This is a genomic window from Bacillus sp. DHT2 (assembly GCF_026241455.1).
Lineage (GTDB): Bacteria > Bacillota > Bacilli > Bacillales > Bacillaceae_G > Bacillus_A > Bacillus_A pseudomycoides.
In genome coordinates this window covers 224,194-236,604 of record NZ_JAPHWH010000005.1, presented here as the reverse complement: position 1 = coordinate 236,604, position 12,411 = coordinate 224,194, and the positions used below count along the sequence as shown (strand labels likewise).

The 12,411-nt window shown below is 37.7% G+C and carries 14 protein-coding genes, 2 pseudogenes and 1 other annotated feature; of the genes and pseudogenes, 9 read left to right on the top strand and 7 right to left on the bottom strand.

Going from position 1 to position 12,411, the window contains the following annotated elements; all coding sequences use genetic code 11:
- The first annotated feature begins 261 nt into the window (after window positions 1-261).
- Window positions 262-534, top strand: coding sequence for a DUF3917 domain-containing protein (locus tag ORL93_RS14685; protein ID WP_018782791.1), 273 nt, complete (start codon window positions 262-264; stop codon window positions 532-534).
- 47 nt (window positions 535-581) lie between these two features.
- Here ORL93_RS14685 and mscL read toward each other — a convergent pair whose 3' ends face one another.
- Together mscL and ORL93_RS14675 are read right to left on the bottom strand one after the other, a co-directional pair.
- On the bottom strand, window positions 582-986 hold the full coding sequence (gene mscL / locus ORL93_RS14680; protein ID WP_098160172.1) for a large conductance mechanosensitive channel protein MscL: 405 nt from the start codon (window positions 984-986) through the stop codon (window positions 582-584).
- Window positions 987-1,142: 156 nt separating this feature from the next.
- Window positions 1,143-2,069 (bottom strand): Gfo/Idh/MocA family protein, encoded by a 927-nt coding sequence (locus ORL93_RS14675; RefSeq protein ID WP_018782789.1) that lies wholly within the window; start codon window positions 2,067-2,069, stop codon window positions 1,143-1,145.
- Window positions 2,070-2,201: 132 nt separating this feature from the next.
- Here ORL93_RS14675 and ORL93_RS31515 point away from each other — a divergent pair.
- Window positions 2,202-2,309, top strand: a pseudogene (locus ORL93_RS31515) (DNA-binding response regulator); the annotation flags it as partial.
- A 5-nt stretch (window positions 2,310-2,314) separates the two neighbouring features.
- Here the strand turns inward: ORL93_RS31515 and ORL93_RS14670 are convergent.
- From ORL93_RS14670 to ORL93_RS14655, 4 genes are read right to left on the bottom strand one after another with little or no spacing between them, the layout of a single operon-like run.
- Window positions 2,315-3,172: an alpha/beta fold hydrolase gene (locus ORL93_RS14670; RefSeq protein ID WP_098160173.1), complete on the bottom strand. Its 858-nt coding sequence runs from the start codon at window positions 3,170-3,172 to the stop codon at window positions 2,315-2,317.
- Window positions 3,173-3,224: 52 nt separating this feature from the next.
- Window positions 3,225-4,391, bottom strand: a complete 1,167-nt coding sequence (locus ORL93_RS14665; protein WP_080548460.1) for an acetoin utilization protein AcuC — start codon at window positions 4,389-4,391, stop codon at window positions 3,225-3,227.
- Window positions 4,388-5,032 carry an acetoin utilization AcuB family protein gene (locus tag ORL93_RS14660; protein WP_003201129.1) on the bottom strand — a complete coding sequence of 215 codons (645 nt, stop codon included), beginning with the start codon at window positions 5,030-5,032 and terminating at the stop codon, window positions 4,388-4,390. The genes ORL93_RS14665 and ORL93_RS14660 overlap by 4 nt, the downstream gene beginning before the upstream one ends.
- A gap of 17 nt (window positions 5,033-5,049) precedes the next feature.
- Entirely contained in the window at window positions 5,050-5,682 is a 633-nt protein-coding gene (locus tag ORL93_RS14655; RefSeq protein WP_018764512.1) for a GNAT family N-acetyltransferase, read from the bottom strand.
- 180 nt (window positions 5,683-5,862) lie between these two features.
- Here ORL93_RS14655 and acsA point away from each other — a divergent pair, with 180 nt between their 5' ends.
- The 7 genes and pseudogenes from acsA (at window position 5,863) to ORL93_RS14620 (ending at window position 11,413) form a co-directional block, all read left to right on the top strand.
- Complete coding sequence (acsA, locus tag ORL93_RS14650) at window positions 5,863-7,581, top strand: acetate--CoA ligase (protein ID WP_098160174.1); 1,719 nt, start codon at window positions 5,863-5,865, stop codon at window positions 7,579-7,581.
- Between the two features lie 100 nt (window positions 7,582-7,681).
- The gene (locus tag ORL93_RS14645; protein WP_097795316.1) at window positions 7,682-8,239 is read left to right on the top strand and encodes a maltose acetyltransferase domain-containing protein; all 558 of its coding nucleotides are present in this window, start codon (window positions 7,682-7,684) and stop codon (window positions 8,237-8,239) included.
- 66 nt (window positions 8,240-8,305) lie between these two features.
- A complete protein-coding gene (locus tag ORL93_RS14640; protein ID WP_006096114.1) occupies window positions 8,306-8,761 on the top strand; it encodes a hypothetical protein in 456 nt (151 codons plus the stop codon).
- Window positions 8,742-9,287: pseudogene (locus tag ORL93_RS14635) on the top strand (RNA polymerase sigma factor). The gene ORL93_RS14640 and the pseudogene ORL93_RS14635 overlap by 20 nt, the downstream one beginning before the upstream one ends.
- Window positions 9,268-9,513 carry a hypothetical protein gene (locus ORL93_RS14630; RefSeq protein ID WP_018764508.1) on the top strand — a complete coding sequence of 82 codons (246 nt, stop codon included), beginning with the start codon at window positions 9,268-9,270 and terminating at the stop codon, window positions 9,511-9,513. Before ORL93_RS14635 ends, ORL93_RS14630 begins: the two are co-directional and overlap by 20 nt.
- A 77-nt stretch (window positions 9,514-9,590) precedes the next feature.
- Window positions 9,591-9,816, top strand: a binding site (T-box leader).
- Between the two features lie 67 nt (window positions 9,817-9,883).
- Entirely contained in the window at window positions 9,884-11,140 is a 1,257-nt protein-coding gene (gene tyrS, locus ORL93_RS14625; protein ID WP_097795318.1) for a tyrosine--tRNA ligase, read from the top strand.
- A gap of 144 nt (window positions 11,141-11,284) precedes the next feature.
- On the top strand, window positions 11,285-11,413 hold the full coding sequence (locus tag ORL93_RS14620; protein WP_003201148.1) for a hypothetical protein: 129 nt from the start codon (window positions 11,285-11,287) through the stop codon (window positions 11,411-11,413).
- Between the two features lie 128 nt (window positions 11,414-11,541).
- Here the strand turns inward: ORL93_RS14620 and rpsD are convergent, their stop codons facing one another.
- Window positions 11,542-12,144 (bottom strand): 30S ribosomal protein S4, encoded by a 603-nt coding sequence (gene rpsD / locus ORL93_RS14615; protein WP_003201150.1) that lies wholly within the window; start codon window positions 12,142-12,144, stop codon window positions 11,542-11,544.
- Between the last annotated feature and the right edge of the window lie 267 nt (window positions 12,145-12,411).

Genomic DNA, 12,411 nt, shown 5'->3' with positions numbered 1-12,411 from the left:
ATGGATTATGACCTATACACATTTGCGCAGTTATTTTGAATCCTGTTAACAAATCATAAATTTGTAAAGTATGATAATTCTCTATATCTCCTGCCCTCTAGCATACTCTGTTTAACAGTACTCCAACATTCATCCCCTACCTCAAGCACTTGCAGGACATAGTCCATGTGGTAGGGAGGGGGCATTCACCGGTAAAATTTCCTACAATTACGAAATGTCATGTATAATAGAAAGAAAAGGTTTGTGAGGGGGGAAGAAAAGATGATCGTTCTTTGGATGATTACGCTTTGTATGACTACTGTTTTTGCATATATGACGTTAAAACAAAATGGTCTAAAGCGCTTTGTTCCAGGAAGTATTCTTGCAGGAATTGCCCTTATCACGTATGTAACTTCTATTTTTATTGAAAGTATTTCAGTGAATTTGAGCACAAACTTCGTATTTGTTGCAATTACATTATTTGCAGGTTCTATTATGATATTAGTGGTTGCCGGTATTATTTTGTTCATTCATATGAATTCGGAAACGCTATAAGATATAAAAAAGCATGTCCTATATGGGCATGCTTTTTATCCGTTCAATTATGCGTTATCTTTTGAAGTGTTTTGTTGTTTCAATAAGTCGCGAATTTCGCCAAGAAGTACTTCTTCTTTTGTTGATTCTGGAATTTCTTCTACTTTTTCTTTTTCTTCTTCTTTTTTGAATGTTAGTTTGTTGAAAACTTTAATAAATGCAAAGATAGCACCTGCGATGATTAAGAAGTCAAAGATAGTTTGGATGAAGTTACCATACATAATAGCTGTTTTACCAAATGTAATTTTCAAACCTGTAAAGTCGATACCACCCATTAACATACCGATTAATGGTGTGATAATATCTTTTACTAAAGAACTTACAATTTTTCCGAAAGCAGCTCCGATTACAACCCCGATAGCTAAATCAATAACATTCCCTTTTAAAGCGAACTTTTTAAACTCGTTCCACATGTATGATTCCCGTCCTTTCCACGATTCAGTATGAAATTTATAATTCCTATCAACATATTCTATAGAAGTTTATGATAGAAATAAAGGGGAAATGGGAATGAAAGTAAATTCTGAAAAGTGTATCCGTTTCCTTCTATAAAATCCAAATTATGTGATTTATTTTTTTTCGATAGATTGTAATAATGATTCTAGCATTTGTTGGGATTTTAATCCTTCTACTCCATCAACTAGTGGCTTTGTATCCCCTTGTACACAATCGATGAAATGCTGCACAGCATCCTCAAATCCGCGTTGTTTTAATGTTGTTTCCCATGAAGGGGAACCGCTTTGTGTAATGCGATTATCTTGTTCAATCTCTAGTAGGTTCATGTTTTTTACACGAATGATTTTCCCTGTTGTCACAAGTTCGATTTGTTCTAAATTTGTTCCGGCATGGCGATGCATAGCGGTAGAGAGTAATGTGCCATTTGTGCTTGTATACGTATGATGACCATAAAAGAGTTCGTTTTTTTCGTTAGTTTGTATCATATTATGAACAACACGAAGATCATCATCAGCTAACCAGCGTGCTGTATCGACGATGTGTAAATAATCATCAAGCATTGTGAAGTCATATGTATATGGACCAACTTTGTTTGTGCGATGTTTTTCAATACGAATCCATGAAATATCATTTGCTTGTTCTTTTGCAGCAACGTACATTGGAACGAAGCGACGATTGAAGCCAACCATAAGTTTTCGGTTATGTTTTTCGCTCAGCTCTACTAATTTTTCAGCCTGTTCGACAGTGGCAGCTAATGGTTTATCAACGTAAACATCGATTCCTTTTTGAAGAAGTTCGGAAACGATTTCATAATGTGTTGCAGTGGAACTATGGACAAATATTGCGTCACATTCTGAAGCGAGAGTTTGTAAATTAGAGAAGTCTTGAATACGATATTGCTTACAGATTTGTTTGCGTTTTTCAGCGTTTGGTGTAAACGCTCCCACAAATGTCCAATCTATTTCCTTTGTAAGTGTTGGAAGGTAAGCTTTTTGAGCAATGTTGCCTAGTCCTATCATACCAATCCGAGGTTTATTCATATGTTTTCCCACCCTGCTATGGATTTTTATAAGTTGTATAGTTGTATAGCAACTATACTGTAGCATATGTATTAGAAGGAAACAAAGATTAAAGTTTTGATATACCCGAAGCACTCTTTTACTGCAAGCACTTCGGATGATTATATTACAAAGCCGTTCAGTTCAAGTGAATGAGTTGCAAGAGTAAAAGCACATATCGCTCGTTATGAACGATTATCTGGAAATATGATCAAGCAGCAAGTGATTTAGTACTTGCTGCTTTCGTGCTGTAATGGTTTATAGAAAGTTTTAATAATAGACGAAAAATGATCGCTTTCTTCTAAAAAAGGATAATGGTTGCTATGTTCAAACGGAATAAAGATAGAACCAGGTATACCTTTGTGCATCTCGATAGAATATTGCACTGGACACTGAACGTCATGATTTCCACAAATGATTAATGTTTTTGCTGTAATAGATGAAAGCTGATCTCTTAAGTCGAATTGTGGGTATTCGTTAGCGAAAGCGTTCATCCGACTTACAGCCATTGTTTTATAAATCGGTTTCGAGAAGTATGTTTTATAGCGTTCTGGCTCATATAAAGATAATTTTGTTCGTTCAGATGATAATACACTTCGCTCTTTTGGAGTAAGTTTAGGGAGTTTCAATTCTTCGATGACATCTTGCATATATTGAAATTGTGGATGGCTTGGATGATAAATACAATCTGTTGTTTCTGTATAGTTACTAGCAGCGGCACCGACAACAACTAAGGATTGCAAGGAGATAGGATAGATAATTGCATACAGAAGACCAAGCATACCACCTGTAGAATGACCAGCGAAATGCCACGCTGAAAGGTGCAGTGATTCTTTTATTGCTTCTAAATCTTCAATTGTTTCGCTCATACTTAATTCATGTTCCGTTGTAGCTTTCGCAGAATGACCAGCATTTCTTAAATTAATAAGAAATACTTGGTGAGTAGAAGTAAAGATTTCAGCAAAATAATCACCAGATTCGTTAAACTCGGAGTAATGATGTGTAACGCATAGTGGGTCACCGCTGCCTTTTATAAATACTTCAAAAATACCACGCTTTGTATGTAAGAGTTTTTGTTCCCACATAAATATCACCTTTCATAAAAAAGAATAGGAGAAAGTCCCCTATTCTTATCATTTAATATAAAGCCTTTTTCGTATTATTCCGAATAATTTCAAGGGATTTTGCCACTGTTAATGCATTTTTTTCTTCAATTTCTGGCTTTCGAGGGATAGGGCTATACATGTTGTTAGGGTCTTCCCATGTGATGGGAAGTTCAATAGGTGCTTGTCCTTTCCAAGCTTCAATCCATTCTGGGGGGAGATAACCTGAGATGTTTTGGATATTGTTCATTTCGAGCCAAATGAGTGCCCATGCTCTTGGAACGACGCGCCATATATCATAGCCGCCACCACCAACGGCGATCCAGCGTCCGTCGCAGTATTCATTGGCGATTTCATGAGCAAGCTTTGGAATTTCACGATAAATTTGCATCGTTGCACAAAGGTGAGTAAGAGGATCGTAATAATGTGCATCGGCTCCGTTTTGCGTTAAAATGATATCCGGTTTAAAGTAAGCTGCGACTTCTTTTACCACGGTACGATAAGATTGTAAAAAAGATTCGTCTTCTGTAAAGGCATCGAGTGGAACGTTAAAAGAATAACTATAGCCAACACCTTGACCGCGCTCGTTTACAGCGCCGGTTCCAGGAAATAAATAGCGCCCAGTTTCATGTAGTGAGATGGTGCAGACGTTAGGGTCATCATAAAAGGACCATTGTACACCATCACCATGATGGGCATCTGTGTCAATGTATAAAACACGCAATCCATATTTTTTTTGCATATATTTTATAGCAATCGAGCTATCGTTATAAATGCAAAAACCAGATGCTTTGCCGCGAAATCCGTGGTGCAGGCCACCACCTAAATTTAATGCATGCTTTACTTGACCTGAAAGAACGGCATCTACAGCTGTTAATGTACCGCCAACAAGTAATGCGCTCGCTTCATGCATATTTGGAAACATCGGTGTATCTTCTGTTCCAAGACCGTATGACATGGCGATTGATCTTTCTAATTTTCCTTCTCCAGCACGCTTTACCGCATTTATGTATTCCTCTGTATGAATGAAAGCAATCTCCTCATCTGTTGCCATTCGCGGTGGAATGACTTGAGAAGGGTGAATCAGCCCACTCTTTTCTAGTAAATCGTAGGTGAGTGTAACACGAAGCTGATTAAAGGGATGTTCAGGGCTAAAGGAATAGCCCCGAAAATCATCTGAATAAATGAAGGCACTCTTCATGCCTGCATCCCCATTATGTTTGGCCATAAGACATGATAACCTTTTTGCTCTAATGTTTCGATCACTCTTAGAGGATTCATCGTTTGAATGCGGAAAACGAGTACTTTATCATTCTCATCTCTTGCTGGATAGACGAGAACGCTCACAATATTAATATGTAAATCACTAAAAATAGCAACTACCTTTCCGAGAATACCAGGTTCATTTTTCACTTGAATTTCAATTTGTGAACTTGGCTGATGGGCACCTGTAAGTTTGACGAGTGTATGTAATACTGTAGATTCTGATATGATTCCAACAAGCTTTCCGCCCTTTGTAACAGGAAGACAGCCAATTTTATTTTCAAAAAATAACGTCGCAATTTCCTCAACAAAATCGAGAGGATGACACGTCATTACTGGCTGTTTCATAATTAACTGAATCGGTTGTTTAAGCATATCCATTGAAACTTGTTCATCGAGAATTGAAGGACTTGCATCACGTACATCGCGGTCAGAAATGATACCGACTACGTTGTTGTTATGACCAACAATTGGAATGTGACGAATGCCCTTTGTACGTATTGTTCGAATTGCGGTTTCGATTGTGTCATCTGGGTGCAGTGCGATTACATCATGATTCATAATTTCTTCTACAATCATTCCATATGTCTCCTTTCTTAATACATAAAACGATTTTTAAAACGTAAACGGTCAAAATCTTGGATGGAATTTGTATCGACGCGGTTGCCGATACGAACCATTAAACAGTTAGCTGGGTGGGAACAAATTTCTGGATCATCTGTTGCCATCCACTCTAGTCCGCCGGCATTCATCATCTTTTCCATTACTTTACGGTATTCCCAAACATTTAAACCAGTTTGTTTTAAATCCCAGTGCCAATAATATTCAGTCGTTAATATAATATAATCTTCCATATGATCATCCATCATCGAAACCTCTAATAGATTTTTTCCAACCGAGCATCCGCGAAATGCGGGAATGACTTCAATTGCTCCGAGTTCAATTAAGTTTTCCATGTTTCCTTCTGACCATCGTTCTAGCGGATCAGGATATAAATATGTAACATATCCGACAATTGTTTGGTCATGTCTTGCGATAATGAGACGAGCTTCTGGTAATTTAGAAATTTCGACAATCGCTTTATATTGTTGATCAGCGGGACGAAAGGCAACTAAGTCTGGATGAAATTCATACATTTCAAGATTATGGGTAGATACAGGACCTTCAATGATTAAGGTTCCTCGCGTTGTTTTTAAGTTTCTTGCATTATATATTTTTTTATGAATCAATGTTTTGCTCACCACCTTGAGGGTTTGTGAATCTACTATATATTATCGTACTTTATAATATATGCGATGTGAATCGAATTTTGTCAGTAAAAATTTGTCTAAAAATCAACAAAAATACTGAAAATTTTAAATAATGTTATTATAATAGATAATAGAATACATAGGAGGGAGATGTAAAGTATGAAAGTAGAAACGCTTCCGGTTATTAAAGGGGAAAATAATTTGTTGAATTATGAAGAAACATATGCAGGTTTCAACTGGGAAGAGGTTAATAAAAACTTTTCTTGGTATGAAACAGGGCGAGTAAATATGGCATATGAGGCAATTGATAAACATGCGAAATCTGATCGGAAAAATAAAGTGGCACTTTATTATCAAAATGGATCGCGCAAAGAGAAATATACATTTAAAGAAATGAAGGAGTTCTCCAACAAAGCGGGAAATGTCCTGAAAAACTATGGTGATGTAGAAAAAGGAGATCGCGTTTTTATTTTCATGCCGCGTTCACCAGAATTATATTTCGCACTTCTTGGTGCAGTGAAATTAGGAGCAATTGTTGGTCCGTTATTTGAAGCATTTATGGAAGGAGCGGTGAGCGATCGTTTAGAAGATAGCGAAGCGAAAGTGTTAATTACAACGCCTGAATTGTTAGAGCGTGTCCCGCTTAATGATTTACCAGCGTTAAAAACAGTCTTTCTTGTTGGAGAGAATGCAGAAGAAGGCGGAAAACTTGTTGCGTTTAATCCATTATTTGAACAAGCTTCTAACAAACTTCAAATCGAATGGTTAGACCGTGAGGATGGATTAATTCTTCATTATACATCAGGTTCTACAGGGAAGCCAAAAGGTGTTCTTCACGCACAGAATGCAATGGTGCAGCATTATCAAACGGCAAAATGGGTGCTTGATTTAAAAGAAGACGATGTATACTGGTGCACAGCTGATCCAGGCTGGGTAACAGGAACTGCTTACGGGATTTTTGCGCCGTGGTTAGTAGGTGGATCAAATGTCGTTTTAGGGGGACGTTTTAGTCCAGAGGCATGGTACGAAGCGTTGCAAGATTACGGTGTAACAGTTTGGTATAGTGCGCCAACAGCATTCCGCATGTTAATGGGAGCTGGCGAAGAAGCGATTAAGAAATACGATTTATCAGCACTCCGTCACGTACTAAGTGTTGGTGAACCATTAAACCCAGAAGTAATTCGCTGGGGAATGAACGCATTTGGTCTTCGAATTCATGATACATGGTGGATGACAGAAACAGGTGCGCAAGTGATTTGTAATTATCCTTGTATGGAAATTCGCCCAGGATCAATGGGGAAACCGATTCCAGGTGTGAAAGCAGCGATTGTTGATAATGAAGGGAATGAAGTACCGCCATATACAATGGGGAACTTAGCGATTGCTAAGGGCTGGCCATCGATGATGCGCGCAGTTTGGAACAATCCGCAAAAATATGAGTCTTACTTTATGCCGGGAGATTGGTATGTATCAGGTGACTCTGCTTATATGGATGAAGATGGATATTTCTGGTTCCAAGGGCGTATTGATGATGTCATTATGACTTCTGGTGAGCGCGTTGGTCCATTTGAAGTAGAAAGTAAATTAATTGAACACTCTGCGGTAGCAGAAGCTGGTGTAATCGGTATTCCAGACCCAGTGCGCGGTGAGATTATTAAAGCGTTTATCGCACTGCGCGCAGGTTATGAAGCATCTGATGAATTAAAAGAAGAGATTCGTCAATTTGTGAAAAAAGGACTTGCAGCTCATGCAGCGCCAAGACAAATTGAGTTCCGAGATAAACTACCGAAAACGAGAAGTGGTAAAATTATGCGACGCGTGTTAAAAGCGTGGGAGCTAAACTTACCAACAGGTGACTTATCAACAATGGAAGATTAAGAAAGAAAGGTCTGAACGTATATTCCGTTCAGGCTTTTCTTTTTTTGTGCTATCATAAAGGATGAACAACTTATATATACGTGTTAAAGGGGATGCTATCATGAAAACAGAAAAAGAAAAAATGATACAAGGGGAAATGTATGTACCTGCTGATCCAGTGTTAGTAGAAGGTAGGGAGCATGCTCGTATATTAACAAGAGAATTAAATGAAACACCGGAAACAAAATATGAAGAGCGTAGTTTAATTGTAAAAGAATTATTTGGATCAACTGGTGACAACATTCATATTGAATCTTCTTTTAAATGTGATTATGGCTACAACATTCATGTTGGAGAAAACTTTTACGCGAACTTTGATTGCATCATTTTAGATGTATGTCCTGTCACAATTGGTGAGAACTGTATGCTCGCTCCAGGTGTCCACATTTATACAGCAACACATCCACTTGACTGGGTCGAGCGCATAAGTGGTGCCGAGTTTGGGAAGCCAGTAACAATTGGGGATAACGTTTGGATTGGTGGAAGAGCGATTATTAATCCGGGTGTGACGATTGGTGATAATGCTGTTATTGCTTCTGGTGCGGTTGTAACAAGGGATGTACCTGATAACGTTGTGGTTGGTGGAAATCCTGCGAAAATAATAAAAAAAATAAATTAAGCTTTGAACCAAGTGCCTCCCTCATCTGTATACATTTATGAAACAATAGACGAGGGAGGCCTTTATATGTTTAATAAATGGATGCTTATTTTTGCCTTAATAGGAATTATAGTCGTATTTTCTTGTGGTATGTTATTACCTATAGCAATTGGATTTAAAGTCTCAATGATTACAGGCGGGATAATAATGATTGTTATGTTTTCTATCATTATTCCTTTTGATAAGAAATATATTGTGAGAAAAAAGGGGAGTAAAATTGATTTTACAAAAACAAAAGTTTACTTTCGCTGGAATGTATTTGATACAATCTCTGCCTGTATTGCGGCATATGCTTGTCTATGTGTACAGGTGCTTAATTTTTTAGTTTTAAGCGGATTAACAATTCAAAATCCATATGTACAGTTTTTTACGAATCAAGCGCAGGTTTGGACATTAGTCGCAAGTATTTATTTAGTTAGCCGAATCTCTTTAACGTTAAAAGGAATAAAGGAGATTAAAAAACATGGCGCAGATTGGGATTGAGGAAGAGCTCATGCTTGCGTATCAAAATGGAGATAAGCAGGCTGGAGAAAAACTATATGTTTTGATCAAACCAGCGCTATATAAATTTTTGTATCGATTTAACCGTGATGAGCAATTGAGTATAGATCTCGTTCAAGATACGTTTTTATCGTTAGAACGTAAGAAGCATATGTATGAGATTGAAAAGGGGAAAATTAAAACGTATTTGTTTCAAATCGGTTATCGCCTTATGATTAATAAATTGAATCGAAGAAAAAAGTGGCGCTCTCTTTTACCGTTTTTAGTACCGATTCAGGAGAAGGAGTTTTCATAAGAAGACCGGCTCACCGTAAGAGAGGCAATTTTGAAAGTTCCTGAAGATCAGCGGGCTGTCCTTATTCTTTCTTATTATCATGATATGCCGCAAAAGGAAATTGCAGAGGTGCTTAATATTCCTGTAGGAACGGTGAAATCTAGGCTTCATAACGGCATTAAGAAATTGAAGCAATTGCTGGAGGTAGATGAATTTGAACGAAAATCCCTTTGATAAGGAATATAGATTGAAACAGCATTTAGATAGCGATCATGTGGAAATTCCTGATTTTCCGCAAAAAGTTAATATGGGAGATCGTTTTTTACGTTTTCTGGCTTCTCCAGCAAAAGATCCTGTGGAAGCAACGATTGGAAATGATTTGTCAATTGTGTTTCATGTATCGTTATTAGCTAGTGTTCCGATTCTTTCTTTGATTACGATATTCATCGCGAGTCTGTAAGGAATGGAATATCGAGAAACTTCCAGCTCTATTTGACATGCCTATATAAATGATGGTATAAAGAAAAGTATATAAATAATTGAGCGTGGAAAGGGAGAAGTAGTGATCATTTCCCTGTTTTAGAGAGCTGATGGTCGGTGAAAATCAGCACATAGATGATCGCGAATTACGCCCCTAGAGCATCTTTTTTCGATTGAATCGTATTCAAAAGGGAAAAGACGGTGCTGAGCCGTTATGTGAATGAGGTGGTAGGCTTTTGCCTGCAACTAGGGTGGTAACGCGATAATCAAAATCGTCCCTTATTTGAGGGGCGATTTTTTTATGTTTTCAAATTTCGCGCTCGATTAATTTAAAGGAGAGTATGTAGGATATGGGTATTTTACAAGATCTTGAATTTCGCGGACTAATTAATCAGCAAACAGATGCTGAAGGTTTACAACAATTATTAGAAAAAGAAAGCGTTAAATTATACTGTGGTTTTGATCCGACAGCAGATAGCTTACACATTGGTCATATGTTACCAGTATTAATGCTACGTCGTTTCCAATTAGCTGGTCATCAACCAATCGCACTTGTTGGTGGCGGTACTGGTATGATCGGTGACCCAAGTGGTAAAAAAGCAGAGCGTACATTAAATACGAAAGATACAGTTGCTTACTACACGGAAAGTATTAAAAATCAGCTTTCAAACTTCTTAGAGTTTGAAAATGTAGAAAACCCAGCAACAATGGCTAATAACTATGATTGGCTTGGTAACTTAGATGTAATTACATTCTTACGTGACATCGGTAAAAACTTCGGTTTAAACTACATGTTAGCAAAAGATACAGTAGCATCTCGTTTAGAGACTGGTATTTCATTTACTGAATTTAGTTACATGATTTTACAATCATACGACTTCTTAAATCTATACCAACAACAAGGTTGCCGCCTGCAAATCGGTGGTAGTGACCAATGGGGTAACATTACAGCTGGTCTTGAATTAATTCGTAAATCAGAAGAAGATGCGAAAGCATTCGGTTTAACAATTCCACTTGTTACGAAATCTGATGGTACGAAGTTTGGTAAAACAGAAGGCGGCGCAATTTGGTTAGATTCAGAGAAAACAACTCCTTACGAGTTCTACCAATTCTGGATCAACACAGACGACCGCGATGTTGTAAAATACTTAAAATACTTCACATTCTTATCTCATGAAGAAATTCTTGAGTTAGAAAAACAAGTATCTGAAGCGCCAGAAAAACGTGCAGCACAAAAAGCACTAGCTTCTGAAATGACAAAACTTGTTCATGGCGCTGAAGCATTAGAGCAAGCAATTAAAATTTCTGCAGCATTATTTAGCGGTTCTGTAGCTGAACTAACTGCAAACGAAATTGAGCAAGGTTTCAAAGATGTACCATCTGTAGAACGCAGTGCAGAAGATACAGTATTAATCGACTTGCTTGTTGAAAGCAAAATTTCACCATCAAAACGCCAAGCGCGTGAAGATGTAACAAATGGTGCAATTTACGTAAACGGTGAGCGTACACAAGCATTAGATTATGTTGTAACAGAAAAAGACCGCATTGAAGGTAAATTTACAATTATCCGCCGCGGTAAAAAGAAATATTTCTTAATTCGTTACTAATCAATAAAGATTTATGAAAAGGGCTTTGAGGAGACATACTCCTCAAAGCCCTTTTGTTTTAATCTTCTTTCTATGTTCATACGGAAATCACAAGTGAGGAGTATGATATATGTATAAGATAAAAGAAAGGAGTGGTAAAAGAAAATGTCACTAGAAGCGCTCATCATCTTTTCTTTGCTAAATGCTGGTCAGCTTGCGGAGAATACACAAAGTGATGTACATAAAAATCCTAAAGATGCTTATGTGTATGTGGAGAAACAAGAGGATAAATAAACTTTATTTTATATATAAGAGTAAGTTAAAAAAGGATGATAAAGATAGCGTTCGCTTTCGTTATCATCCTTTTTTAATAAGTGCTATAAGAACGAAAAAAGCCGATCCAAAGGATCGGCTTTTCGTCATTAACGAGAGTAGAACTCTACGATTAACGCTTCGTTGATTTCAGCAGCTAATTCAGCGCGCTCTGGTAAGCGAGTGAAAGTAGCTTCTAATTTATCAGCATCGAAAGTTAAGTATTCTGGTACGAAGTTGTTAACTTCGATCGCTTCTTTAACAACAACAAGGTTGTTAGATTTTTCGCGAACGCTGATAGTTTGACCAGGTTTTACACGGTAAGATGGGATGTCTACGCGAGCACCATCAACCATGATGTGACCGTGGTTTACTAATTGGCGAGCTGCACGACGAGTGCGAGCTAAGCCCATGCGGTAAACTAGGTTGTCAAGACGAGCTTCAAGAAGGATCATGAAGTTTTCGCCGTGTTTACCTGGCATTTTACCTGCTTGGTCAAATGTGCGACGGAATTGACGCTCAGTCATGCCGTACATGTGACGAAGTTTTTGTTTCTCTTGTAATTGTAAACCGTATTCTGAAAGTTTCTTACGTTGGTTAGGACCGTGAGGACCTGGTGCGTAAGGGCGTTTTTCTAATTCTTTACCTGTGCCGCTTAGAGAGATTCCAAGACGACGAGACAGTTTCCAAGCTGGACCTGTATAACGAGCCATAGTTGACTCCTCCTTTAAGTGTTTTTATTTTCGTAAAATAAAAACAGACGTAATCGACATTTATGCGCATTTTGTTTTCATGTACCTTCGCTCCAGCAGCAGGGAGTTACGAGATACACCTCAAACGTGAGGAACAAAATACAAACGATAAACTCACATCACAAGGCTGCCTTTTTATTTTACACAAACGCTATTATATCTTTTGAATCTTATTTCGTCAAGTGAGTTCGTATTTTGTTTTATACATGTAAAGTTTGGAAATTACAA